The sequence below is a fragment of the Nocardiopsis sp. CNZ308 genome (assembly GCF_004217075.1).
On sequence record NZ_SHKJ01000001.1, the window covers coordinates 1757498 to 1780849 of the forward strand.

22 protein-coding genes and 1 tRNA gene are annotated in these 23352 nt (G+C 72.5%); 12 read left to right on the plus strand and 11 right to left on the minus strand.

Features of this window, described 5'->3' with window-relative positions:
- Positions 1–162: 162 nt before the first annotated feature.
- Positions 163–2325 carry a choline BCCT transporter BetT gene (gene betT / locus EV372_RS07555; protein ID WP_130395413.1) on the minus strand — a complete coding sequence of 721 codons (2163 nt, stop codon included), beginning with the start codon at positions 2323–2325 and terminating at the stop codon, positions 163–165.
- Positions 2326–3095: 770 nt separating this feature from the next.
- Here betT and EV372_RS07560 point away from each other — a divergent pair.
- Complete coding sequence (locus tag EV372_RS07560) at positions 3096–3647, plus strand: lytic polysaccharide monooxygenase auxiliary activity family 9 protein (protein WP_019607819.1); 552 nt, start codon at positions 3096–3098, stop codon at positions 3645–3647.
- A 181-nt stretch (positions 3648–3828) separates the two neighbouring features.
- On the opposite strand, the gene EV372_RS07570 is transcribed toward EV372_RS07560, so the two are convergent.
- The 3 genes from EV372_RS07570 to EV372_RS07580 form a co-directional block, all read right to left on the minus strand.
- Complete coding sequence (locus EV372_RS07570) at positions 3829–4743, minus strand: MerR family transcriptional regulator (RefSeq protein ID WP_071622849.1); 915 nt, start codon at positions 4741–4743, stop codon at positions 3829–3831.
- A gap of 209 nt (positions 4744–4952) precedes the next feature.
- Positions 4953–5495 carry a dihydrofolate reductase family protein gene (locus tag EV372_RS07575; RefSeq protein ID WP_130395414.1) on the minus strand — a complete coding sequence of 181 codons (543 nt, stop codon included), beginning with the start codon at positions 5493–5495 and terminating at the stop codon, positions 4953–4955.
- Positions 5496–5727: 232 nt separating this feature from the next.
- The gene (locus EV372_RS07580) at positions 5728–6411 is read right to left on the minus strand and encodes a TetR/AcrR family transcriptional regulator C-terminal domain-containing protein (protein ID WP_165435968.1); all 684 of its coding nucleotides are present in this window, start codon (positions 6409–6411) and stop codon (positions 5728–5730) included.
- Positions 6412–6450: 39 nt separating this feature from the next.
- Between EV372_RS07580 and EV372_RS07585 the strand changes: the two genes are divergently transcribed.
- Entirely contained in the window at positions 6451–7344 is an 894-nt protein-coding gene (locus tag EV372_RS07585; RefSeq protein WP_130395416.1) for a type II CAAX endopeptidase family protein, read from the plus strand.
- A gap of 134 nt (positions 7345–7478) precedes the next feature.
- On the opposite strand, the gene EV372_RS07590 is transcribed toward EV372_RS07585, so the two are convergent.
- Positions 7479–8111, minus strand: a complete 633-nt coding sequence (locus tag EV372_RS07590; protein ID WP_130395417.1) for an NAD(P)H-dependent oxidoreductase — start codon at positions 8109–8111, stop codon at positions 7479–7481.
- Positions 8112–8252: 141 nt separating this feature from the next.
- Here EV372_RS07590 and EV372_RS07595 point away from each other — a divergent pair, with 141 nt between their 5' ends.
- Positions 8253–8867 carry a TetR/AcrR family transcriptional regulator gene (locus tag EV372_RS07595; protein ID WP_130395418.1) on the plus strand — a complete coding sequence of 205 codons (615 nt, stop codon included), beginning with the start codon at positions 8253–8255 and terminating at the stop codon, positions 8865–8867.
- A 125-nt stretch (positions 8868–8992) separates the two neighbouring features.
- Complete coding sequence (locus tag EV372_RS29005; protein WP_156095257.1) at positions 8993–9265, plus strand: hypothetical protein; 273 nt, start codon at positions 8993–8995, stop codon at positions 9263–9265.
- 63 nt (positions 9266–9328) lie between these two features.
- On the opposite strand, the gene EV372_RS07605 is transcribed toward EV372_RS29005, so the two are convergent.
- Entirely contained in the window at positions 9329–10387 is a 1059-nt protein-coding gene (locus EV372_RS07605; protein ID WP_130395420.1) for a CPBP family intramembrane glutamic endopeptidase, read from the minus strand.
- Positions 10388–10687: 300 nt separating this feature from the next.
- A complete protein-coding gene (locus EV372_RS07610) occupies positions 10688–11791 on the minus strand; it encodes an oxidoreductase (protein ID WP_130395421.1) in 1104 nt (367 codons plus the stop codon).
- Between the two features lie 61 nt (positions 11792–11852).
- Here EV372_RS07610 and EV372_RS07615 point away from each other — a divergent pair, with 61 nt between their 5' ends.
- Positions 11853–12245: a MerR family transcriptional regulator gene (locus EV372_RS07615; protein WP_130395422.1), complete on the plus strand. Its 393-nt coding sequence runs from the start codon at positions 11853–11855 to the stop codon at positions 12243–12245.
- Positions 12246–12474: 229 nt separating this feature from the next.
- On the opposite strand, the gene EV372_RS07620 is transcribed toward EV372_RS07615, so the two are convergent.
- Entirely contained in the window at positions 12475–13362 is an 888-nt protein-coding gene (locus EV372_RS07620; protein WP_130395423.1) for a LysR family transcriptional regulator, read from the minus strand.
- A 99-nt stretch (positions 13363–13461) separates the two neighbouring features.
- Here EV372_RS07620 and EV372_RS07625 point away from each other — a divergent pair, with 99 nt between their 5' ends.
- Positions 13462–13926 (plus strand): PACE efflux transporter, encoded by a 465-nt coding sequence (locus EV372_RS07625; protein WP_130395424.1) that lies wholly within the window; start codon positions 13462–13464, stop codon positions 13924–13926.
- Positions 13927–14066: 140 nt separating this feature from the next.
- Here EV372_RS07625 and EV372_RS07630 read toward each other — a convergent pair whose 3' ends face one another.
- Positions 14067–15239 carry a DUF418 domain-containing protein gene (locus tag EV372_RS07630; RefSeq protein ID WP_130395425.1) on the minus strand — a complete coding sequence of 391 codons (1173 nt, stop codon included), beginning with the start codon at positions 15237–15239 and terminating at the stop codon, positions 14067–14069.
- 287 nt (positions 15240–15526) lie between these two features.
- Between EV372_RS07630 and EV372_RS07635 the strand changes: the two genes are divergently transcribed.
- Positions 15527–16501 carry a GntR family transcriptional regulator gene (locus tag EV372_RS07635; RefSeq protein ID WP_130395426.1) on the plus strand — a complete coding sequence of 325 codons (975 nt, stop codon included), beginning with the start codon at positions 15527–15529 and terminating at the stop codon, positions 16499–16501.
- A 338-nt stretch (positions 16502–16839) separates the two neighbouring features.
- Positions 16840–17544, plus strand: a complete 705-nt coding sequence (locus EV372_RS07645; RefSeq protein WP_130395428.1) for an AAA family ATPase — start codon at positions 16840–16842, stop codon at positions 17542–17544.
- Between the two features lie 409 nt (positions 17545–17953).
- Here EV372_RS07645 and EV372_RS07655 read toward each other — a convergent pair.
- Positions 17954–18026: transfer RNA gene (locus tag EV372_RS07655), tRNA-Thr, on the minus strand.
- A gap of 266 nt (positions 18027–18292) precedes the next feature.
- Here EV372_RS07655 and fdhA point away from each other — a divergent pair.
- A complete protein-coding gene (fdhA, locus tag EV372_RS07660; protein ID WP_130395430.1) occupies positions 18293–19513 on the plus strand; it encodes a formaldehyde dehydrogenase, glutathione-independent in 1221 nt (406 codons plus the stop codon).
- A gap of 48 nt (positions 19514–19561) precedes the next feature.
- On the opposite strand, the gene EV372_RS07665 is transcribed toward fdhA, so the two are convergent.
- The gene (locus tag EV372_RS07665; protein WP_130395431.1) at positions 19562–20884 is read right to left on the minus strand and encodes an MFS transporter; all 1323 of its coding nucleotides are present in this window, start codon (positions 20882–20884) and stop codon (positions 19562–19564) included.
- 138 nt (positions 20885–21022) lie between these two features.
- Between EV372_RS07665 and EV372_RS07670 the strand changes: the two genes are divergently transcribed.
- The 3 genes from EV372_RS07670 (at position 21023) to EV372_RS07680 (ending at position 23304) form a co-directional block, all read left to right on the plus strand.
- Positions 21023–21586, plus strand: a complete 564-nt coding sequence (locus EV372_RS07670; protein ID WP_130395432.1) for a TetR/AcrR family transcriptional regulator — start codon at positions 21023–21025, stop codon at positions 21584–21586.
- Between the two features lie 141 nt (positions 21587–21727).
- On the plus strand, positions 21728–22336 hold the full coding sequence (locus EV372_RS07675; protein ID WP_130395433.1) for a DUF3887 domain-containing protein: 609 nt from the start codon (positions 21728–21730) through the stop codon (positions 22334–22336).
- A gap of 53 nt (positions 22337–22389) precedes the next feature.
- Positions 22390–23304: a CPBP family intramembrane glutamic endopeptidase gene (locus tag EV372_RS07680; RefSeq protein WP_130395434.1), complete on the plus strand. Its 915-nt coding sequence runs from the start codon at positions 22390–22392 to the stop codon at positions 23302–23304.
- The last annotated feature ends 48 nt before the right edge of the window (positions 23305–23352 follow it).

Below are 23352 nucleotides of genomic sequence, written 5' to 3' on the forward strand. Positions count from 1 at the left end.
CCCCAGCCGTGCGGTCCGCCCCGTCCGTCGCGGTCTCGCTCCCGTGGCGGGGTTCGACCGCCCGGACCCGCGACGAGCACAGGACCACCGCAGGTCAAACCCTTGTGCCGCACCGGCAACGCTTCCGGCCGGACCGGACGCGGTACCTCCTGGCGAGCGCTCTCAGCGCTCCTCGGTGTCCTGGACGTCGGCGGTGCCCGGCCCGTGGTCGGGAAGCGCGGAGCCCGAGGTCGCCTCCCGGTGCAGCCGCAGGAACTCCAGGTGCCGCTCGTACTCGTCGAGGATGTTGCCGATGAGCTGTTCCTTGGTGTAGCCCATCACGTCGTAGCCCTGGCTTCCCTCGGTGAGGTAGACCTCGAAGCGCACGTAGGTGTCGTGCTCGGCGAGCGAGCGCATGGCGAACGCGGGGGTGGGCACCTCCATCGGCCACACCCGGTAGCTGAACTCCTCCTCCTCGCCCATCGGCGCCCGCAGCTCCAGGTAGGCGATGCCGACGGCCTCGTCCACCCCCTCGCTCACCGACGCCTCCGCGCCGTGTTCGCGCAGCTCCTCGGCGACGTCCCGGAACGCCGGGCGGCACACGTCGCGGACGAACCGCTCGGCCGCCCGCCTGCCGGGGAAGCTCACCGCCCGCTTGATCCGCTGCCGCCAGTTGCGTTCGGGCCCCCGCCGGTCGGCCGCGGTCCGGTCCGACAGCGACGAGGACAGGGTGGTTCGGAAGGCGTCCTTGCGGAACTTCTCGACCCGCAGCGCCTTGAACAGGCCCCACATGATCACGAACATCACGAACGAGAACGGCAGGCCCATGATGATGGTCGCGCTGGTCAGCGTGTCCACCCCGCCGACCAGGAGCATGGCGAGGGTGAGCAGGCCGGTCGCCGCCGACCAGAAGACGCGCAGCCACGGGGAGGCGTCGGTGAGCGGCGTCGGCAGGTGGGAGCTGAGGTTGCCCATCACCAGCGCGCCGGAGTCGGCGGAGGTGACGTAGAAGAGCAGTCCGACGACCGTGGCCAGCCCGGCGCTGAACAGGACGCCCGGGTACTGCGCGAGCAGCGCGTAGAAGCCCTGTTCGGGGTGGTTCATGGTGGTCTGGCCGAACGCGGCGCCGCCCTCGCGCACGACGCTCAGCGCGCTGTTGCCGAAGAAGGACAGGAAGGTCAGCGTGAACAGGAGCGGGACCACCAGCGTCGCCGCCACGAACTGCCGGATGGTGCGGCCGCGCGAGATCCGGGCGAGGAACATCCCCACGAACGGAGCCCAGGCGATCCACCAGGCCCAGAAGAACAGCGTCCAGGCGTTGAGCCAGTCGGTCGGCGGGTCGTAGGCGAAGGTGTTCAGCGTCATGGAGGGGAAGCGGCTGAGGTAGTCGCCGATGTTGAGGACCAGGGCGTTGAGCAGGTAGAGGGGGTCCTCGAAGACCAGCACGTACAGCATCAGGACGACGGCGAGCACGACGTTGATCTCGGACAGCCGCCGGATGCCCCGGTCCACGCCCGCCACCGCCGACATCGTGGCCACGAGCACGGCGACGATGATCAGGCCGAGCTGGGCCGCGACGCCCTCGGGGACGCCGAAGAGGAAGTTGAGCCCGTAGTTGAGCTGCACGACACCGATGCCGAGCGACACGGAGATGCCGAAGATCGTGCCGATGACGGCCGCCAGGTCGACCGCGTCGCCGACCGGGCCGTGGATGCGCCTGCCGATCAGCGGGTACAGGGCCGAGCGGATGGCCAGGGGCAGGTGGTAGCGGAAGGAGAAGTAGCCCAGGGCCATGCCCATCAGCGCGTACATCGCCCACCCGGTCACGCCGTAGTGGAAGAGGGTCCACACCACGGCCTGGCGGGCCGCCTCGACGGTCTGCGCGTCGCCCTCGGGCGGCGCCAGGTAGTGGCTGACCGGCCCGGAGACGGAGAAGAACAGCAGGTCGATGCCGATGCCCGCCGCGAACAGCATGGCCGCCCACGCGAACACCCCGTAGTCCGGCTTGGAGTGCTGGGGACCGAGCTTGACCCTGCCGTAGCGGGAGAGCGCGATGACCACCACGAACCCGAGGTAGAGGGTGGTGGCGAGGAAGTAGTACCAGCCGAACACCTCGGTGATCCACGTCACGACGGTGCCGATGGTGTTCCCGGCGTGCGTGGGCGCGACGATCGCCCAGACCGAGAGCGCGACGATCAGCGCGGACGCGCCGTAGAACACGACCGGTTTGAGACGGCTCGGACCGCGCTCCGCCTCCTCGGGGGTCTCCGGTCCGGTTTCCGGTTCCGGCTCGGCTTCCGGCTCCGGTTCGCGGTCCGGACGGTGCTGCCCTCCGTCGGTGGCCACCGTTTCACCTCTCGTTCGTGCGGTACCGGAAGCGGCTCCCCGGGGGCGGTGCCGACGGGAGGCGGATCACCGGGTCACCGGTTTCGGAAGTCCACCGCGCCATCTTCACGGATCGCCCGCCTGCGGTCGGGCACCCCATGGACGGCGGCGTGGCGCGGCGGTGTGCGCGGGCGCAGCGGCGGGCGGACGGTTACCCGGGGGCGTCGGCGGCGGTCGGAGCGCAGGCGGGGTGCAGCGGGCGGGCCCGGGGCCCGGGCCGAACGCGGTGCCGAAAACCGGGGGAGGACTCGGTTCCAGGAAGGGAAAAGGAAGGAGAGGGAAGGAAACAGTGGCCTCCGGGTGAGGTCTAATGCCGTCTCCCCGCCGTGCCGGGATTGGTCCACCTCCGGCCGGTGCGGACCACACGCGCGGCGGGGCCGGGTCCTTCCAGCTCCCGTCCGCACGTGTCCGGGGGTCCCTCCCGTACCGCCCGGCGAGCGGCCCCGACCGGTCCTGCGGCCGGTCCGGTCGGCCCCCGCACCCGGCCGCGGCCGGGGGACCCGACTCCTCGTCACGGCCCGCTTACCGGCCTCCCCGAGCGGGAAACCCCTGTTCCAGAGGGACTCCGGGCGCCGCGTCCTCAGGGACCCGACGCCCGTGGCCCTCCCCCCGCAGTCACGAGCGCTCGCCTTCGCCCCGGGCAGGTACCGGCCCGGGTCTCCCCCGACGGATTCCCGCTACCGTCCCGGCCCTGCGCGCCGGGGCGCGATCCATGACCGAAGGACCCGCACATGCTGAACCGCAAGTCCGACACCCCCCGCCCCCGCAACCGGCACCGTTTCCGCACCGCGGCGGCGCTGGCCGCCGCCACCACCCTGTTCCTCGGCCTCATGCCCGCGGGCACGGCCAACGCCCACGGCTACATCTCCAACCCGATGAGCCGCCAGGCCCAGTGCGCCGCGGGCATCGTCCAGTGCGGCGGCATCCAGTGGGAGCCGCAGAGCGTGGAGGGCCCCAAGGGGCTCATGCAGTGCAACGGCGGCGTCGGCCGCTTCGCCGAGCTGAACGACAACAGCCGGGGCTGGCGGGTGACCGACGTCGGCCGCGTCCAGACCTTCGAGTGGACCATCACGGCCGCGCACTCGACCTCCACCTGGGAGTACTTCATCGGCAACCACCGTGTGGCCGTGTTCAACGACCACGGCGCCCGTCCGCCGTGGTCGTTCAGCCACACCGTGGACCTGTCGGGGTACAGCGGACGGCACACGCTGCTGGCCAGGTGGAACGTCGCCGACACCGGTAACGCCTTCTACGCCTGCGTGGACGTCAACATCCGCGCCTAGCGGCCCGACTGCCGGTGGGCCCGCCCGGTCCGGCGGATCGCACGGCGTCCGCGACGCCGCCGCCGGGCCCGGGCGGGCCGCGTTCCCCCGGTCCCGGCGGGCGGCTCAGAACCGGTGGTGGCCCCTTGCCGGGCGCGGTCGCGGGCCCTCTCCACCCCCGGACCGGCGTCCGGGCCGTGCCTCAGGCGGCGGGTGAGTCCCGGGCGGACAGTTCCCCGGCCAGTTCCATACAGCGCTGCCGGGCCGGGGAGAAGTCGTAGGGCATCTTGCCGAAGGCTTCGAACGCGCTCATGGAGCCCGGCTCCCGACTGCCGGAGCCGGGGTCGGCCTCGTCATCGGCGGGAGCGGGGTGCAGAGCGTCCCAGGCGTCGAAGAGGGCGTCGTCCTCCTCCCCCAGGCCCGACTCCTCGATGACGGCGTGCAGGGTGCTTTCGAAGGCGTGCCGTTCGGCGGCCACCCGAGCCACCCGCGGATCATCGACGGCGACGCTGTCGTCGAGTGCCTCCTCGGCGTCATCGAGGCGGTCGGACTCCTCCCGCAGAGCGGGACGCGTGGCCAGGGCGATGAAGCGGCCGGCCCGGACGGCCGCGCCGAGCGGGCCGAAGACCCGCTCGGTGACCAGCAGATCGTCCAGGTCCGCCTGGCGCAGGGAGCCCTCGGGCAGGCTCTTGAGGCGCTGGGTGACGAAGTCGGAGAGCAGGCCCATACGGCTGCCTTCGGTGCGCATCCGCCGCACGGCGGCCCGCTGCCGCCGCAGTTCCGCCTCCTGATCGGCGAGGCTCTCCTCCAACCGCTCCAGGATGCCCGCGATACCGTCTGCGCCGACGGCGTCGGCGTCGGCGTCGGCGGAAGCCGTGCCGGTGGTGAAGGAGTCGCGGATGTCGTCCAGGGCGATCCCGGCGTCGGCCATCCTGCGGATCCACAGCAGGCGGATCATGTCCTCGTACCCGTAGCGGCGGCGGCCGTCGACGCCCCGCTCGGGCTCGGGGAGCAGGCCGATCTCGTGGTAGTGGCGGATCGCCCGCGGCGTGCTGCCGACGAAGGCCGCCGCGTCGCCGATCTTGACCCGGCGGGGCGGCGTGAAGGACAGGGGCATGAGCAGGGTGGCTTTCCTCAGGGGACCGGGACGTGGGTCCACCAGACCACATGCCGCTACGGAAGGTGCAACCCCGCGCACCGCCCCGCGCCGGTGCCGGGGAACACGCCCCTCCTCCGTGACGAGCGCGGGGCCGTTCGGTCACCACCGTGCGGGGCGCGCACGGGAACCCGAACCCGGAACAGGGCCCAACTGTCGAAGAGCCGCGCCTACTTCCGCACGCGGAAGCGCAGCGTCGTGACGGCGCCGGACTGGGTGTTGCCGAAAGGCTCCAGATCGATCCTGCCGAGGCCCGGGGGCGTGAAGCGGACGCCGTCGCCGAGCAGCACCGGCAGGACGTACACCAGGACCTCGTCGACGAGCCCGCGCCGCAGGCACTGGGCGGCCACGTCCGCGCCGAGGATCTCCAGGTTCCTGTCGCCCGCGGCGCCGCGTGCCGTGGCGACGGCCTCTTCGAGTCCACAGGTGAGAAAGGTGACGGTGGGGTCCGGCTCGTCGGGGGGCTCGTGGGTGAGGACGAACTGCGGTCCCCCGTCGTAGGCGGCGCCCTGGTCGGCCATACGTTTGGCGACCTCGTAGGTTCCCCGGCCGACGAGCATGGCGCCCGTGGCCGCCATGACCTCCGGGACCGCGTCCGCGGTCAGGTAGTCGGAGACCCAGTCCATCGCATGCCCGGGTCCGGCGATGAAGCCGTCCAGTGACATCGCCCTGTTCACGACCACTCTGCCGGTGCCGATGCCCACGTCACTCACGCGTCTTCTCCAAGGATTCCGGCGACCCGGAGCCGCATCATAGCCCGGGCGGCCGGAAAGGGCGGGGCGGAAGTCGCACGCGTGTCCGCGGTGGCCCGACGCGGACGACCGGCGTCCGGATGCGCTGACCGCGCGGCGTCGGGAACGTGCCCGGGCACGGAGCGGACGACACGTGGGGGCGCCCCGGTCCCGGACCGCGTGACCGGTCCGGCGACCGTTCGCGCTCACCGCGCTAGGACCCGTGTCGCGCCCTGATACCGGCGAGGATCAGGTCCAGCGTCTGGTCGAAGTAGGTGTTCTCCACGGCCAGGGCGTCCGCCTCCGACACCGCGGCGGCGACGGCCTCCTCGTGCCCCTGCTCGCGGTCGGACTTCATCGCGCTCATGGCGACGGCGGAGGTGGCCGCGCCGAGGATCTGGTTCGACACCGCCCGGATGGCGACCGCCTGTGCCTCCTCGTCCCCGCCGTACTCCCCCAGCGCTTCGATGACGCGCCTCGACAGGGCGACGGCGTTCGGGCCGATCAGCGGCCGGGAGCCCGCGAACTCGGCCGCCCAGGTGTGCGCGGTCAGGGCCGCGTAGAACCGCAGGGCGGTCTCCTTGAGCGCCTCGTCCCAGGGGGCGTCCGGGGGCGGCGGCACGGAGGCGGCCCCGGCCAGGATCTCGTCCACGGCCAGGTCCACCAGGTCCTCCCGGCGTTCCACGTACCAGTACAGGCTGGTGGCGTGCACCCCGAGTTCGGCGGCGACCTTGCGCATGGTCAGCGCGGACGCCCCCTCGCGGTCGAGCAGGTCGATCGTCGCCGCGACGATGCGTTCGCGGCTGAGGGCGGGCTGGGACCGGCGTCGGCGCTGCGGGCGGTGGAAGACGCTGTCGAACCGCTGGTCGGATCCTGGAGTGGCCATGTCCGACAGCATACTGGGAATCCTACGTTGTAGGTTTCTATCCAACAGTGTATGTTCCTCGGCATGGCTACCGACCACTCGCTGACGCGCCCCCAGTCCTCCACCCCCTCCGAGTTCCACACCGAGGCCCCCGACCAGTCCCGCACGACGGTCACCGACCCCCGCGGGCTCACCGCCTTCCTCGTGATCGCCTTCGCCTTCTCCTGGACGGCCTGGTGGCTCGGCACCCGTCTCCTCGGCGGCGCCGACCCGATGCCCGCCGTGATCGTCGGCGGTTTCGGGCCGATGGTGGCCGCGGCCGTCGTCACCGCGGCCACCCAGGGCCGCCGGGGCGTGGGCGCGCTCTTCCGGCGGCACTCGCTCCGACGCAGGGGCGGCGTCATGCCCTACCTGATCACCGTGCTGGTGGTCCTGGCCCTCGCGGGCTCCGCCGCGATCCAGGTGCACCTGGGGCAGTCGACCCTGGACGGGGCCCAGCTGTGGGCGGCGCTGCCGACCCTGCCCGTCCAGTTCCTGGTCATCGCGCTGGTCGGCGGCGGCAACGAGGAACTGGGGTGGAGGGGCTTCGCGCTGCCCCGCCTCCAGGGCGTGCTCTCCCCGCTGGCCGCGAACGTGCTGCTCGGCGCGGTCTGGGCGATGTGGCACGCTCCCCTGTTCGCCATGCCCGGCACGCTCCAGTCGCAGATGTACTTCCCCGCCTACGCCCTGCTCTGCGTCGGGTTCACGGTGGTCCTCGGCCACGTCTTCAACTCCGCCCGCGGCGGCGTGGTCGCCGCGGTCGTCACCCACGCCGCGATCAACGTCGTCTCGGGCGTCAAGGCCGTGGCCGTGGGCGACCCGGCGAGCGCTCCCGAGGTCGCCGTGGTCGCCCTGCTCGCGCTGCTCCTCGCGGTCTGCACCCGCGGCCGTCTGGGACTGCGCCGTTCCGACCGGACCCGGGGTTAGCTCCGACGGGAGCCCCAGCACACCTCAGGAACCCGGACGAACGCCGCCCGGGGCCGCCGAGAACACGGATCACGTGGTCGGCGGCCCCGGGCGGGCTCGGTGTTCGGGCCGTCGGAGACGGCCGGACGGGGCCGTCAGCGCGCGGCGAGCGCCCGGCCGGCCTCGCTGGCGCTGGCCAGGGCCCGGTCGTGCTCCTGCTGGGCGAGGTCCTTGAGGGCCTCCATGCCCGGTGTGGTCGCGGCCAGGGTGAGTTCGCGCTTGATGAGGGTCAGGTCGGCCTGCCAGATGTCGCCGACGACGCGCTCCAGGTAGGGGGTGGAGTGGTCCCAGCCCTCGCGGGGGGTGCCGGGGCCGTAGCCGCCGCCCAGGGTGGTGGCCAGCACGGTGGGGGTGCCCTTCAGCAGCGGGGTGGTGGCGCCCGCGCCCGCGATGACCAGGTCGGCCCAGGCCTTGAAGTGCTGGGAGACGCCGAAGTTGTACAGCGGCACGGCCAGGACCACCGCGTCGGCCTCCTGGAGTTCGGCGGCCAGTTCGGCCGCCAGGGCCAGGGCCCGGACCTGTTCGGGGGTGCGGTCGGCCTCGTCCGTTCCGGCGCCGACGGTGGCCAGGGCCCAGGCGTCGGCGGGCAGCGGGTCGGTGCCCAGGTGGCGGCGGTTGACGGCGCCCTGCGGGTGGGCGGCGGCCCATTCGGCCTCGACCCGGTCGGCGATCTCGGCGCTGCTGGAGACGGTCGGCAGGATGCTGGCGTCCAGACGGAACAGGTTCATCGGACTCTTCCCCCAAGGGTGTTCGGGTTCGCGGTACGCGGAGCACGGCCACACGGCCGGACGGTCCAGCTGTCCGGGTGACCCTCGCACCACTATAAACGGACTTTACCCCGCTTAGTGTTCCCGGGGTAGATTGTCCGTGTGACTTCGCCCCTGGTGCCCTTCGGGAAGGAGCGCGGCGAACGCGCGGACGCCGCGCGCAACCGCGAACGCCTGCTGGAGACGGCCCGCGCGATGATCGCCGAACACGGGACACAGCAGGTGACCATGGACGGCCTCGCCGAACGCGCGGGGCTGGGCAAGGGCACCGTCTTCCGCCGCTTCGGCAGTCGCGCGGGCATCTTCGAGGCCCTGCTCGACGACGACGAACGCCGATTCCAGGAACGGGTCCTGTCCGGACCACCGCCGCTGGGACCGGGCGCCGAGCCCGCGGAACGCCTGATCGCCTACGGCAGCGCCCGCATCCCCTTCCTGCTGGAACACCACGCGATCGCCCGGGCCGCCGTGGACCGCTCCCTGCCCGTGCCTGCGGGCGCGGTCAGCATGACCCAGCCCCACATCCGCATGCTCCTGGGCCTGGCCGGTCTGCCCCCGGACGAGCTGTACGGCCTCTCCGTACAGCTGACCGCCGCGCTGGAGGGGCCCCTGATGCTGTACATGTCGACGGATGAGGTGGCCGTCCCCACGGAGCCGGACGCCCCCAACCCCCTGATCGACGGCTGGCGCTTCCTCGTCGAACGCCTCCTCCGGGACTGACCGGCCGCACCGACCGGGGCGGCCGATGCTCATCGCACGGTCGGGATCCGCGCGGGCCGCGCGTCCGGCTGGTCCCGGGCAAACGATTCCATGCGATACCGGACACCGGTCAGACGATGGTCCACATGAGCGATGACCAGCAGCGACACACGACTCCGGCCTCCTCCGGCTCCGGCCGCACCGGCGGCTCCCTGGAGGCGATCCGCGCGGCCCTGACCCACTCCGGCCCGGCCGGCGCCGCCCACTGGCTGGGCACGCGGACGCAGCCGTGGCCGCGACCGGCCGACGCCCCGGACCCGGTCGGCGCCCCGGACCCGGTCGGCGCGGAGCCCGTTCAGGAGGGGGAGGCCCAGCGGTGGCCCCTGGCCAGGCGAAGGCCCGGGAGCACCGGCCGGTAGGCGCGGGGAACGCGGGCCGCCGCCGCTGGGGCCGGGCGCCGACCCCGCGCGGCGCCCGGCCGCCTACGGGTGCGCCCGGGCGGGCTCGGGGGTCAGGGCCGGTCCCGTCCCGCGCGTACGCAGGAACACCATGAGCGCGATCACGGCGACGGTGACGGTGGGCACGAGCAGAATGGGCGACCCGGCGCCCGCCGAACGGTCCGCGATGGAAGCGCCGATGTCGGTGTGCAGGGTGATGGTGAGGAGGAAGGTGAGCGTGTTGAGCAGCGCGTGGATGACGACCGCGACCTCAATGCCGCCGGTGCGCCAGGTGATGACGGCCAGGCTGACGGCGAGCGCGAAGTACCAGAGGTTGATCCACGGATCCCCCGCACCGTGGATGGTCGTGAACACCAGGCTGGAGACGAGGACGCCGACGACCAGCCCGGCCCGCGGGCCCCTGCTCCAGCTCCCGGCGACCCGGAAGACCAGTCCGCGCAGGCCGTACTCCTCGCCCGCCGTCTGGAGGGGCACCAGCAGGAGGGTGAGGACGAACATGACGACCAGGTCGGCTACAGGCCAGTGGGTCTGGTCGGGGGGTGTCGAGACGTTCATGACGGTGACGGCGATCAGCCAGAAGGGGCCGATGAACAGCAGCGCCCGGCCGAACACGGCGAGCCGGAAGCAGGAGAGCACCGAGTGCAGTGAGGCGCCCCTCACGCCGTAGAGCCACCGCTGGAGGAGCATGCTCCACGGGATGAGCAGGGCGAGCGCGATCATGGTCGCGCCGTGGTAGAGCGGTGTGTAGTCGGTGCCGCCCGCCGCCGGGTTGGTCCTGCCCATCCGCGCGTCGACGAAGGCGGCGGCCTGGGAGAAGACGATGCTGAAGGCGAACATCCCCACCACCAGGAGCACGATCGCGAGGACGCCGCGCGCGATGCGCCGCTTGTCCCCGGCGAGCACGCGGTGGTACTCCACACCCGGCGGGACGGGCCGCGGACCACGGCGGCGCAGGCGTGGCGCCGTCGGACGGGCCGGCGCGGACGCGGACGCGCGCGCCGCCCCCTCGTCCGGGGCCGCGTGCGGTGTGCCAGCCGGCCAAGGGGCCGACCAGGCGGGGTGACGGCTGTCGTTGGGGTTCATGCTCCCGAACCTAGGCCGGAGCGGAGCCGTGACGGAGTGCCACCAGTCACGGGTTTTCCGCGTGCTCCGCACGGGACGTGCATGACGGATGTCATGCGCCGACGGAGTCCGTGACCCGACCAGGCGGTGCGGGAAGGCACCCCCGCTTGGACCCGTTCCCGACGATGCGGCCGGGTCCGCCCGCGCACGGGGGCGTGGGGGTCAGGGCACCAGGCCGTGCAGGGGCGCGGGGTCGAACCCGGGTTCGTTCGGGTCAGCCAGGTAGGACACCACCGCGCCGGGGACGGCCGGGGCACGGGGTCAGCCGCCCAGTACCGGGTAGTCGGTGTAGCCGGTGGCTCCGCCCACGTACATCAGGTACCTGTCGCGCACCGGGTTGACCGGCGCCCCGGTGCGGATGCGCTCGACCAGGTCGGGGTTGGCCAGGAAGGGCCTGCCCAGGGCGACCAGGTCGGCCCCGGCCCGGAGCATGCGCTCGGCGGCGTCCCGGCCGCCGTCCGCGGGGATCCCCCCGCCGGGCAGCACCGGGTTGCCGATCAGGGTGCGCGTCCAGTGTGAGCGGATCAGCTTCCACACGGAACTGTCGGGGTCTGCGAAGGCCACGTGCAGGTACACGGGCCCCAACGCGTCCAGGCGGGCGGCCAACTCCGGGTAGAGGGCGGCGATGTCCTCGTCGGTCTCGGCGATGCCGTTGGCGGTGTTGCCCGGGGAGACGCGCACACCGACGCGGTCGGGACCGACTTCCGCGACGACGGCTTGGACCACCTCCAGGACGAAGCGCATCCGGTTCTCGGGGGTGCCGCCGTAGGCGTCCCAGCGCCGGTTGGTGCCGGGGGTCAGGAACTGGTGGAGGAGGTAGCCGTTGGCGGCGTGCACCTCCACGCCCAGGAACCCGGCCTCCACGGCCCGGCGCGCGGCGGCGGCGAAGTCGGCGACGGTGGCGTCGATGTCGGCCTGGTCCATCTGGCGGGGTGTCACGGCGGGCTGGCGGCCGGTGGGGGTGTGGACGGGCTCGGGCAGGGTGATCGGAGAGGGCGCCAGCGGGGTCAGGCCGCTCGTGTCGGGGTGGCCGACGCGGCCGCCGTGCTGGATCTGGGCGAACATGCGCCCGCCAGCCTCGGCCACGCGCCGGTTGACCCGCCGCCAGCCCTCGGTGTGCTCGGAGCTGTACAGGGCGGCGGTGTCGGGGTAGGTGCGGCCGACCCCGCTGGGTGTGGAGGCCTCAGCGATGATCAGACCGGCCGAGGCCCGTTGGGCGTAGTACTCGGCCATCAGCTCGCTCGGGACGCCAGAGGGCTCGGCGCGGTTGCGGGTCATGGGGGCGATCACGAGCCGGTTGGGCAGGTCGGTGTCGGCGAGGCGCACGGGCCTGAGAAGCGGGGACTCTGTTTCCTTGGCGTTCATGCGGATACCGTAGGAGTTGACACCAATGTCAGATTCAAGCGCGAGGGACGTGAGGTGCGTCATGCGTATCGGTGAACTGGCCCGGCGCAGCGGGGTGAGCCCGCGTTCACTGCGCTACTACGAGCAGCAGGGCCTGCTCGCCTCCGAGCGCACCCCGGGCGGGCACCGAGAGTACGCCGAGGCCGCGGTGGGCCGGGTGGCGCGCATCCAGGAGCTGTACGCCGCGGGGCTGTGCAGCGCCAAGATCGTGACGCTGCTGCCGTGCATGCGCGACGCCGACGGCGGACCCGCCGCCACGGCCGACGCCCACCTGGTCCGCGAACTGACGGTCGAACGCGAGCGCATCGACCGGATGATCGCCGACCTCCAGCGCTCCCGGGAGCTGCTCAACGACGTCATCGCCTCCGCCGAGGGAACCGGAGCCGAGGAGAGCCCTCTCACCGGTCGCAGGTGACGGGGCCTCCCGCCCGCGGACGCCGGAAGCCCGCGTGAGCGTCAACGGCGTTGGAGCACCCGACCGCTCCCGACCGCCGACGCCGGAAGCCCGGCGGAGAAGCCCGGTCCGTCGCGGTCACGGCCCGCTGGCGTCGGACCCGGCCGCGCCGCCCGGGCGCTCGGCGGAGTGCCCCTCCGCCACGCGTTGGACTCGGAACCCGCTCCCGGGACAGGGCCCCTCCGGCCGGTCAGCGGTGGTCGCGGCTCATCAGCGCGACGACCTCCCCCGCGGCCCGGCGCAGCGGCCTCCTGCGCAGCCACACCAGGTGCACCGGCATCGCCAACCCGTTCTTGAGGTTGACGAACTCCAGCACCCTCACCCTCCCGGCCGCGACCGCCTCCCTCACCTCCCCCAAGGGCAGGTTGGCCCATCCCGCGCCGCGTTCCACGAGCCCCAGCGCGGCCTCCACCGAGTCCACGTGCCACCGGGCGTCGGAGACCAGGAGCCGACGATCGGCGACCGCGTCGTCGGGACCGGCGACCACGATCTGGCGGCTGGCGCCGAGGTCCTCCAGACGCCGCAGGTCGGCGGGCAGGCCGGGGGTGTCCGCGGTGGCCGAGACCACCGCCACGAAGACCTGGTCGGTCACGTTGGTGAAGACCTCCTCCCGGTCGACGTCCGGGGCCGCGGCCAGCAGCGCCAGGTCGGCCCGCTCCCGGTGCAGCATCTCCCGGACCCCGTCCTGGGGCGCCCGGAGCAGGTTCACGCGCAGCAGGGGGTAGCGGCCGCCGACCCGGGCCAGGGCGTCCAGCAGTTCCCGGTCCGGAACACCGGCGGCCACGGCGACGGTGAGCGTGCTCTCCAGGTCCCGCGACAGCTCCACGGCGTGGACCTGCAACAGCCGCAGCCTGCTGGCGACGGACCGCGCGTGGGGCACCAGGGCCAGGGCCCGCGGGGTGGGCACCGCCTCGCGGCGCGACCGGTCGAACAGGGGGTAGCCGAGTTCGGCCTCGATGTTGGCGATGCCCATGCTCACGGCGGAGGGCACCCGGCGCAGCGCTCGGGCCGCGCCGGAGAAGGAGCCGTGGTCGACCACGGCCAGGAACAGCTCGATGCCGTCACTGGAGAGAGCCATACAACTGTCAGCTTTTCTGAAGGGACCTGACTTTTCTGCTCAGTAGCCCTGAATATAACGTCTTCCCCCGTTGACCGACGGAACGGGAGTGTGTGTGCTGTGCAAGGTGTAAAGCGCAAGCTGGTCTACGTGGGCGGATACGAGATCCTGGGGCTCGCGGTGGGCACCGCGGTGATGTCCCTGCTGACGGGCGAGTCACCGGCCACCACCGGGCCCTTGGCGCTCATGATCACCTGCGTGGCGACGGTGTGGAACCTGGTCTTCAACTACCTGTTCGAGGCGTGGGAGCGGCGCCAGCGCGACCGCACGCGCACCGTGCGCCGGCGCGTCCTGCACGCGGTGGGCTTCCAGCTGACCCTGGTGTGCTTCCTGATCCCGCTCATCGCGTGGTGGCTGGAGATCACGCTGTTGCAGGCGTTCGTGCTGGACCTGGTGTTCATCGTCTACATCCCGTTCTACACCTTCGCCTACAACTGGGCGTTCGACAGGATCTTCGGCGTTCCCAGCTCGGCGGTGAACGAGGTCCGGCAGGAGGAGCCGGTCGGTTCCGAGCGTTCCGCCTGAGGCCCGCGCCGTCGAACGCGCACCCGCGGGACTCGCGCTGGCGGCCTCTGCCCGGCGGAGCGCCCCGGAGCCGTCGACACCGCTGCGGGCCGGTCGGGGGAGGAATCCGCCGACCGACCCGCGCGGGAGAACCGGGTGGTTCAGCGCGACGGCCCGTAGGTGAGGCGGCGCAGCGCCACCTCGGCGGGTCCGCGCACGCCGCGGCGGCGCATGAGGTCGGCGAGCAGCACCGTGGTCAGCCACACGGCCACCGCGACGCCCGCGCCGACGGCGGGCGACGTCAGGTGCAGGTCGAGCGTGTAGGAGGAGAACAGCACGGCCCAGGCCACGGACTGGGCCAGGTAGAAGGTCATGGAGCGCTGTCCGAGCGCGGCCAGGGCATCGGTCACCGGCCCCTGTCGGCCCGTGAGGCGGGCCGCGACCAGGGCGATGAGCGCGGCGTAGCCCAGCGCGCCCGCGTAGCCGCTCACCTGGTGCAGTGCGGTGGCGGCCACGACCTCCCCGGAGGTGGCGCCGGTCCACACCCCCGCCTTGTCCAGGGCCAGGGGGAGACCGCCCAGCGCCGCCAGGGGAACGCCAGCGAACGCGGTCGCGCGCAGCAGCCGCAGGTGCTCGTGGGGCCGCTCCAGGATCCGGTGCCGGGCCGCCAGCACACCGAGCAGGAACGGGACGAGCGTGCTGGCGAACATCACCACGGCCAGGACCGAGAACAGGGTCACCCGGAAGAGGAGTTCGTCCGCGAAGCCGTCGGGCATCAACGGCATGCCCTGCCCCGTCACGGCGTCCTCGGCGGCGATCAGGGCGTGCACGGCCGCGGCCACGGACAGCCAGGCCGCCGCCAGGATCACCAGGGTCCGGTCGCGCAACCGCAGGACGCCCACCAGAGCCAGCGTCACCAGGCCGTAGACGGCCAGGATGTCCGCGGGGAAGAGCAGCACCGTGTGCGCCAGCCCGAAGGCGACCATCCACAGGCCGCGCCGGCGCAGCAGGCCGCGGGTCCGGGGCCAGTCCTGCCCCTGTTCGCCGCGGCGGCGGTGGATCTGGGCCAGGCCGTACCCGAACAGGGCCGCGAACATGGGGTAGCTGCGCAGGTCGACGAACATGACCGTGGCCGCGGTGGTGAGCTGGTCGGCGGGGTTGGGAGCGCCCTGCGGGCCGCCGATGAACACGGTGAACAGGTGCGTGTGGGCGAGCGCGATGAACAGCAGCATGACGCCGCGGGCCAGGTCCGGGGCCAGGGAGCGGCGGTCGAGCGGGAGCGGGTGGTCGGGGGCCGGAGCCGTGCGGGGCTCCGGGGTGGACGTGTGGGACATGGTGGCCTCCGAAAGGGCCGTGGGCTCCGATGGACGGCGTACGCGCCGAGGTGCGCACCGGGGCGCACGTCGGGGCGACGCACTGTGCGTACATCGTATACATAACACTCCTCTGGCCGTAAACCCTTTTCATTGGGCTTTAGAAGTTGCCATAACTAGTGCACTTGCCTAGTGCACCAAAGACCGGAAGAGGTTCCTCGGGCCGCCCCGGAGTCTTCGACGAGGTAGCCCCGACCCCACCGTGCACTAGTACACTCGGGGTAGCGCGACAGGAGCGGAAGGGGTCAGTGGTGTCCACGACCGGAAAAAAGGAACTGCCGCCCTACGCGCGGGTCGTCACCGACATCCGCGCGCGTATCGACTCCGGAGAGCTGCGACCGGGCGCACGGGTGCCCTCCACCCGGGAGATCATGCGCGAGTGGGGGGTAGCCATGGCCACCGCCACCAAGGCGCTGGCAACCCTGCGCCAGGAGGGCCTGGTCGAGGCGGTGCGCGGAGTGGGGACCCTCGTGCGCGGTGCGCCGGTCTCCGCACCTGAGCCGCGGGGACCCCAGCGCCAGCGGGAACGCCCGCGTCCGGCGCGGACGGAAGACCACCGCCCGGCAGCCGAGCCCGGCCTCACCAAGGAGACCATCGTCCGGGCCGCGATCACCATCGCCGACGCGGAGGGAGTCGAGGGCCTGTCCATGCGCAGGGTCGCCACCCATCTGGGGGTGAGCACCATGGCCCTGTACCGCCACGTCGCGAACAAGGACGCGCTGGTGACGTCGATGATCGACCAGGTCTACACCGAGCACGCCCTGCCCGATCCGCCGCCCGCCTACTGGCGCGAGGCGCTCGAACTGGCGCTCCGGACGGAGTGGGGCATCTACCGGACGCACCCCTGGGCCGTCCGGCTGACCCCGCTCGCCGGAGCGGTCCAGTCCCCCGGGCTGGTGCAGAACGCCGAGTGGATGATGCGGGTGATCACCGGTCAGGGGCGCTCACCGGACGAGGCCATGGCGGTCCTCACCTTCGTGTCCGCCTACACCTCCGGCATGGCCCTCCAGGGCACGCGCGCGGTGGTGGAGGGGTACGAGGCCGGGATGGACGCCGAGCACTGGTGGAGGTCCAGGGGCGAGGAGTTCCTGCGGATCGCCGAGCAGGGCAGGTTCCCCCTGACGTTCAGCGTCTCGGGGCCGACCGACGTGCACGCGATCTTCGACCTCGGCATGAAACACCTGCTGGACGGGCTCACGCCGCTGATCGAATCAGGAGGCTGACCCGAGGGCGGCCGTCGGACGCGTCCAGGGGCGCGAGAACCCCTCCGGTACGGGGTACACCTGAACACGGGGGAGCGCCTACCCGTACGACGCCGTGGACGACCGCTCCCGCCCGGCCTGCGGCGGGATCCCGGCCGACGAGGGGAACGGAAGGCGTTCCGAGGGGCGGCATCACTACAATCACCACCGGTTCCACACCGTGATCGGCGGCCCTCCCGCCTTCCGCGGCACCCACCTCTCAGGTCAGTACACGCCCAGCAGCGCCATGACGTCGGTGACGCGGCCACTGTGGAGCCGCACCCACCAGCGCCGAGGTCGGCTTTGAGGAGCTACCGAAGATGTCCCAGGGTCTGGTGCGGTACGCACCCGCGGTGAACGACGCGAGGGTGCGCGGGGCGGTCTACCCCCGGCGTTCCCTGGTCATGGTCACCGGGGTGCCCGGGGCCGGGAAGAGCACCCTGCTGCGGCGGCTGTTCGGCCTGCGCGGGGACGAGGAGCGGACCGTGCTCACCGCGGACGGCGTGCGGGTGATCGACTCGCTCCAGTCGCGGTACCGGCTGGGACCGCTGCTCGGCCGCGTCCCCTACCCGCTGTGGCGCTGGGTGGTGCACGTACTGCACCTGGCCCGGATCGCCGCGGCGTTGCGCGGCGGCCCGGTGGTGGTGCACGAGTGCGGCACCCGGCGCTCGGTCCGCGTACTGCTCGCCCTGCTCTGCCGGCTCCGCCGGTACGAGGTCCACGTGCTGATGATCGACGCCACCCCGCAGGAGGCCCGGAGCGGACAGACCGCCCGGGGCCGGCGGGTGACCGCGCGCAGCCACCGGACGCACTCGCGGCGCTGGCGGCGGCTGCGCACGGCCACCCGGCGCGGGCCGAAGGCGTTCGCGCCGGGCGCGCGCAGCCTGCTCGCGCTCGACCGGCGCCGGGCGCGCGAGCTGGCCTGGGTCCGCTTCGGTTCCGGCCCGGACGCCCGTGGCCCCCTGCACACCGCGGAGGAGCCGCCCCCCGCCCAGCTCGAACGCGTGATGTCCGCTACCCCGTGACCCCGGCCGGTCGGCTTCACCTCCGCATGCGCGGGGCTCATTGCTTAACGACCTGCGTAAACACAGGCCGTTATCTCGCCGCGATCTAAGTTAAGGCGCGCGAACCACTCGGTTTCTGCTCAGCCGAGGTCCATCCTCATACAACGGACACACGGAATCCGCACTGGCACTGTCTCCTCAAGAACTTCGAAGAGCGCTGATGGAAGCGCTAACAGCAGCACCAGCCAGGACCGCAGGTGCACCCGTACCACGTGCTCCCGGTCGCGCACGGGCTCGAAGCGCAGCATGTCAGCGTTCTTGTCAGCGTCGGTGCACGATGCTGGGGCGCTGTGGGCGATCGCTCTCGGGGCGGACCGGCCGCCCCGGCGACGCGACTGACCGGTCATAATCCCAGGTCAGGACATATGAGAGCCAGCGAGGGGACTTGAACCCCTAACCTATCGCTTACAAGGCGATTGCTCTGCCAATTGAGCTACGCTGGCGGGCTGCCGCGACCGTGGTCCCGGCCGCGTCCCTGGGAAATGGTACCGGTTCAGATACCGCCCGGCCTACTCGGATACGCCGGTGCGCACGAATCGCCGCCCCGGCCTCCGCCCCGTCGGGCAACGGCCCCTCCCGCTCACCTCCTCCGCACGCCCCGATCCGGCAAAGAATCCGGATAGACACGCCGTGTCCGGTTGCTCCTCGCCCCGACCGGAAAGCACAGGGGGAAAGTGCCCCCTCCCGGGGGCGGAGAGGTGGGAAGGACATGACCGGCAACAGGGGTGTGGTGTACAGGGGCGCGGGCCGGGTCGAGGTCGAGGACGTCGACTACCCCGAGTTCGTCATCAAGGACGGCCCCGGGGTCAACCCGGCGAACGTCGGGCGCAAGGTGCCGCACGGGGCGATCCTGAAGGTCGTCGCCACCAACATCTGCGGCAGCGACCAGCACATGGTGCGGGGGCGCACCACCGCGCCGGAAGGGTTGGTCCTGGGCCACGAGATCACCGGCGAGGTGGTCGAGACCGGGCCCGACGTGGAGTTCGTCAAGGTCGGCGACCTCGTCTCGGTCCCGTTCAACATCTCCTGCGGGCGCTGCCGCAACTGCAAGGCGCGGCGCACGGAGATCTGCCTGAACGTGAACCCGGACCGGCCGGGCTCGGCCTACGGCTACGTCGACATGGGCGGCTGGGTCGGCGGGCAGGCCAGGTACGCGCTCGTGCCCTACGCGGACTGGAACCTCCTCGTGTTCCCCGACCGCGACCAGGCGTTGGAGAAGATCCTGGACCTGACGATGCTCTCGGACATCTTCCCGACCGGCTACCACGGCTGCGTCACCGCTGGCGTGGGCGTGGGGTCGAGCGTCTACGTCGCGGGGGCCGGGCCCGTGGGGCTGGCCGCCGCCGCGTCGGCCCGGCTGCTCGGCGCGGGGGTGGTGATCGTCGCGGACATGAAGGAGGAGCGGCTGGCGCAGGCCCGCAGCTTCGGGTGCGAGACGGTGAACGTGGCCGAGGGGGACCTGGCCGGGCAGATCGAGCGGATCCTGGGCGTCCCCGAGGTGGACTGCGCGGTGGACGCGGTCGGCTTCGAGGCGCACGGGACGGGTGAGGGCGCCTCGAAGGAGGCTCCCGCCAGCGTGCTCAACACCGCGATGGACGTGACCAGGGCCGGGGGTTCCATCGGGATCCCGGGCCTGTACGTGACCGGCGACCCCGGCGCGTCCGACGAGGCCGCCAAGCAGGGCTCCCTGTCGGTCAGGATCGGGCTGGGCTGGTCGAAGTCGCACGCCTTCTTCACCGGCCAGTGCCCGGTCATGAAGTACCACCGGGAGCTGATGGAGGCGATCCTCCACGACCGGGTGCGCATCGCCGAGGCCGTCAACGCCGTGGCGATCCCGCTGGAGGAGGCGCCCGAGGGGTACCGGGCCTTCGACGAGGGCGCGGCCAGCAAGTACGTGCTCGACCCGAACAACTACCTCGGCACGCGCTGAGGCACGGGGAGGCACGGCGCGCGGGCGGCGAGCGGGGCGGGGACGGGCTCAGGCCCGTTCCGCCTCCGCACCGCCCTGTTCGGCTCCCGCGCCGTCCCGATCGGTCTCCGCGCTGTTCCGACCGGTCTCAGCGCCGTACCGATCGGCTCCCGCGCCGTCCCCCTCAGCTCCCGCAACGTCCCGTTCGGTCCGAGCGCCCGCCGCCCGGCGCGGGCGGGCCGCCGGGCTGAGGAACCCGGCGAACGCGACGAGGAGCAGGGGCACGACCAGGGCCGTGCGCAGTCCGTACGCCTCACCCAGCAGACCGAGCACGGGCGGCCCGACCAGGAACGCGACGTAGCCGAGCGTCGCCACCAGGGAGACCCGGGCCGCGGAGTCGGGCCCGGAGTCCCCGGCCGCCGACAGTGCCACGGGGAAGCCCAGCGAGGCGCCCAGCCCCCACAGGACCACGGCCGCCGCGGCCAGGGCCGGGCTGTCCGCACCGGCCACCAGCCCCATGCCCGCCACCCCGGCCAGCGCGCTCGCCCCGAGCACGCGGGCCCTGCCGAAGCGCGCCAGGAAGTATCCCCCGGCGAAGCGTCCGACTGTCATCGACGCGGCGAAGACGGCGTAGACCATCGACCCCATGGCCGGGTCGAAGCCGTGGCCGTCGACCATGATCAGCGGGAGCCAGTCGTTGGCGGTGCCCTCGGCCAGGGCCATCGCGAGCACGATGAGGCCGATCAGCACCAGGCGCGTGTCCTTCCACAGCGCGCGTCCGCCGCCCGTGCCCTCCTGGCCGGAGGCGCGCGGGAGCGCCCTGCCGGTGCCGGGTGGCAGGGCGCCGAAGAGCGCCGCCGCGACCGCCAGGGTCAGGACGCCCATCGCGGCCAGGTGCCACGCCACGGGGAACCCGACCGCGGTGAGCGCCATGCCGACGAGGGCGCCGATCACGGTCCCCAGGCTGAAGAAGCCGTGCATGCGCGGCAGCAGCGGCTCGGACATGACCCGCTCGACGTCGGCCCCCTCGATGTTCATGGCGATCTCCCCGGCGCCCATGCCCAGCCCGAAGAGGAACAAGCCGAACGCGACGACGAGGGCGGCCGACAGGCCCGCGCCCAGACCGATAACGGGCAGGCTCCCCAGCATCGCGGCGGTCCCGGCCACGATGACCGGACGGGCGCCCAGGCGGGCGACGACCGCGCCCGAGCCGAGGACGCCGATCATGGAACCGATCGAGAGGCCGAACAGGACGAACCCCATCTCGGCGGTGGAGGCCCCCAGCGCGTCGCGGATGGCGGGGGTGCGCGTGACCCAGGACGAGATCCCCAGTCCGGGCAGGAGGAACAGGACGCACAGCGCGAGGCGCCGACGGCCCACGGCGGTTCCCATGGAGGGCTCCCAGTGGAGTGGCGGTCAGTAGTGTGTACAAAAGTACACACTTGTGGACGCGGACGCCACGGGCCCGGACGGGCGCGGACACGTACCAGAATGGCCGTGGACGCAGAGCTCCGAGGCCGGAAGGGGAACATGGCCGGAACCAGGCGGGTGGCCAACGACCCGCGACGCAAGGAGCGCATCCTCGCCGCGGCGCTGGAGGTGATCGCCGAGCGCGGTGTGCACAGGACCACCCACCGGGCGATCGCCGAGCGCGCCTCGGTGCCCCTGGGCTCGCTCACCTACCACTTCGACGGCCTGTCCGCGATCCTGGAGCAGGCGTTCACACACCTGGCGGGGACCATGTCGGAGTACTACGCGCACCGGCTCGCGGCGGCGCGCGACCGTGCCGAGGCGTGCGAGGCCGTGGCCGACCTCATCTGCGGGCCCGAGTACGCCACGCCCCGCCAGTTCGCCCTGCTCTTCGAGATGTACTCCTACGCCAACCACGACGAGGCGGTCCGCAGGGCCGCACGCGCGTGGATGGACGTCAGCCGCGCCTCCCTGTCCGCGCACTTTCCCCCCGAGGCGTGCCGCGCGCTGGACGCCCTGGTCGAGGGGTGGTCGTTGCACCGGCACTTCGAGCGCGACGAGGGCGGCCCGGACCGCGCGGTGGTCCTGGCGGCGGTGACCGCCGTCGCCGACCGGCTCGGCTGACCGGCGCCCCGGTCCTTCGGGCCGGACGGGCGAAGGTGACGATCTCCCCGCCCGTGCCGGTGGGGGCGCGGCGGTCCGCGGTTGCGGAACAGGTGGGACAGCGGCTGGCGCATTCCCCACGTGTCAAGCTATGGTTTACGCATGCAAGCTAGCTTGACAGAGGCGTTGCGGGCGTTGAAGGCGCGCACGGAGGCGTTCCTCGCGTCACGCGTCCTGACGAGGGACGACGACTGGGCTGACTCGATCAGGCGCGCCGTGGGCATGCAGGCGGCCGCCGATGACGTCGTGCGTGCCGTCGTGCAGCAGGCCCGGCAGAACGGCGCCACGTGGCAGGTCGTCGGTGACGCGCTCGGCGTGAGCCGACAGGCGGCGTTCCAGCGCTACGGCAAACCGATCGATCCAAGGACAGGAGAACCGATGAACACCACGCCACTACCCGGCGTCGCCGAACTGGCCGCCTCGGTGATCGGGGACCTCGCGTCCGGGCGATGGTCGCGTGTCACCGAGCGGTTCGATCCGACCATGCGCGATGGCCTGTCAGAGGACGCGCTCGCCGCCGCGTGGGCGCAGATCGTCGGCCTGGCGGGAGCCTTCGAGGGGCATGGGGAGCCGGAGGCCACCCGGGCCGGCGACGTGACGATAACGAACACGCCGCTCTCGTTGGAGGCGGGCGACTACACGGCACGGATCGCGTTCCGCGACGACCGGACCATCGCCGGCCTGCACATCCTCGAAGGGCGGACGCCGTGACCGTCGCATCCCCGCGCGGACCGAACACGCCCACGCCGCGGGGCGGAACCCGCATGGGCAGCCGCGATCTGCGGTCCATCGGGGTGTTCACCGTCCTGGCCTTCGCACTCGCCTGGCTCTTCGCGCTCCCGCTCTGGTTCGGTGACGGGCTCGCCGAACCCTGGTTCCCGCTCGTGGCCACCGCCACGATGATGACCCCCGCGATCGCCGCCCTCGTCGTCGTGTTCTTCGTGGAGCGCCCGCGGAAGAAGGCGTGGACGCTCGGGCTGTGGCCGCTACGACCGGCCCGGAGACTGCTCGGTTACGCGGCGCTGGGGATCGTCGTGCCCATCGCGCTCGTCCTGGCGGCGCTCCCTGTCGGCGCGCTGCTGGGGGTCTATCCGGCCGACTTCGCGCACTTCTCCGCGTTCCGGCAGGTCCTCGACGAGCAGGCCGGAGCGGCCGAGATCCCTATACCGATCGGCGCGCTCATCGCCGTCCAGCTCGCCGCGCTCCCCATGGCCGCGTTCATCAACCTCATCCCGGCGCTCGGGGAGGAACTCGGATGGCGCGGATGGCTGCTCCCCAAACTGATGCCGCTCGGCACGCTCCCCGCCCTCCTGGTCATGGGAGTCGTCTGGGGCCTCTGGCACGCTCCGCTCGTCCTCCTGGGGTACAACTACCCGGACGCGCCGGGCTGGCTCGGCATGAGCGCGATGGTCGTCATGTGCGTCCTGGTCGGCGCGGTCTTCGGCTGGCTGCGGCTGCGGTCGGGATCGGTGTGGCCCGCGGCCCTCGCCCACGCCGCGTTCAACGGGGCGGGTGGGGCCTACCTCCTCTTCGCCAGGGCAGGAGAGCACGTCGACACCACGCAGGCCACGATCCTGGGCTGGAGCGGGTGGATCGTGCCGCTCGTACTCGTCGCGGTCCTGATCGCCACGGGACAGTTCTCCTCCGCGAAGCACCCGTCCGCCCCGGCGCCGAGGTAGCGGACCCCCGCCGGACCGGGCCGCGCACCGGGCGACCCGTCAGCCGAG

Excerpts from the sequence above, each read along its gene's own strand:
- EV372_RS07590 (WP_130395417.1), bottom strand. The coding sequence starts at position 8,111 with ATGAACCTGTTCCGTCTGGACGCCAGCATCCTGCCGACCGTCTCCAGC.
- EV372_RS07615 (WP_130395422.1), top strand. The coding sequence starts at position 11,853 with ATGCGTATCGGTGAACTGGCCCGGCGCAGCGGGGTGAGCCCGCGTTCA.
- EV372_RS07570 (WP_071622849.1), bottom strand. The coding sequence starts at position 4,743 with ATGCCCCTGTCCTTCACGCCGCCCCGCCGGGTCAAGATCGGCGACGCG.
- fdhA (WP_130395430.1), top strand. The coding sequence starts at position 18,293 with ATGACCGGCAACAGGGGTGTGGTGTACAGGGGCGCGGGCCGGGTCGAG.
- EV372_RS07675 (WP_130395433.1), top strand. The coding sequence starts at position 21,728 with ATGCAAGCTAGCTTGACAGAGGCGTTGCGGGCGTTGAAGGCGCGCACG.
- EV372_RS07610 (WP_130395421.1), bottom strand. The coding sequence starts at position 11,791 with ATGAACGCCAAGGAAACAGAGTCCCCGCTTCTCAGGCCCGTGCGCCTC.
- EV372_RS07560 (WP_019607819.1), top strand. The coding sequence starts at position 3,096 with ATGCTGAACCGCAAGTCCGACACCCCCCGCCCCCGCAACCGGCACCGT.
- EV372_RS07645 (WP_130395428.1), top strand. The coding sequence starts at position 16,840 with ATGTCCCAGGGTCTGGTGCGGTACGCACCCGCGGTGAACGACGCGAGG.
- EV372_RS07680 (WP_130395434.1), top strand. The coding sequence starts at position 22,390 with ATGGGCAGCCGCGATCTGCGGTCCATCGGGGTGTTCACCGTCCTGGCC.
- EV372_RS07605 (WP_130395420.1), bottom strand. The coding sequence starts at position 10,387 with ATGAACCCCAACGACAGCCGTCACCCCGCCTGGTCGGCCCCTTGGCCG.
- EV372_RS07620 (WP_130395423.1), bottom strand. The coding sequence starts at position 13,362 with ATGGCTCTCTCCAGTGACGGCATCGAGCTGTTCCTGGCCGTGGTCGAC.
- EV372_RS07670 (WP_130395432.1), top strand. The coding sequence starts at position 21,023 with ATGGCCGGAACCAGGCGGGTGGCCAACGACCCGCGACGCAAGGAGCGC.
- EV372_RS29005 (WP_156095257.1), top strand. The coding sequence starts at position 8,993 with ATGAGCGATGACCAGCAGCGACACACGACTCCGGCCTCCTCCGGCTCC.
- EV372_RS07580 (WP_165435968.1), bottom strand. The coding sequence starts at position 6,411 with ATGCTGTCGGACATGGCCACTCCAGGATCCGACCAGCGGTTCGACAGC.
- EV372_RS07585 (WP_130395416.1), top strand. The coding sequence starts at position 6,451 with ATGTTCCTCGGCATGGCTACCGACCACTCGCTGACGCGCCCCCAGTCC.
- EV372_RS07665 (WP_130395431.1), bottom strand. The coding sequence starts at position 20,884 with ATGGGAACCGCCGTGGGCCGTCGGCGCCTCGCGCTGTGCGTCCTGTTC.
- EV372_RS07630 (WP_130395425.1), bottom strand. The coding sequence starts at position 15,239 with ATGTCCCACACGTCCACCCCGGAGCCCCGCACGGCTCCGGCCCCCGAC.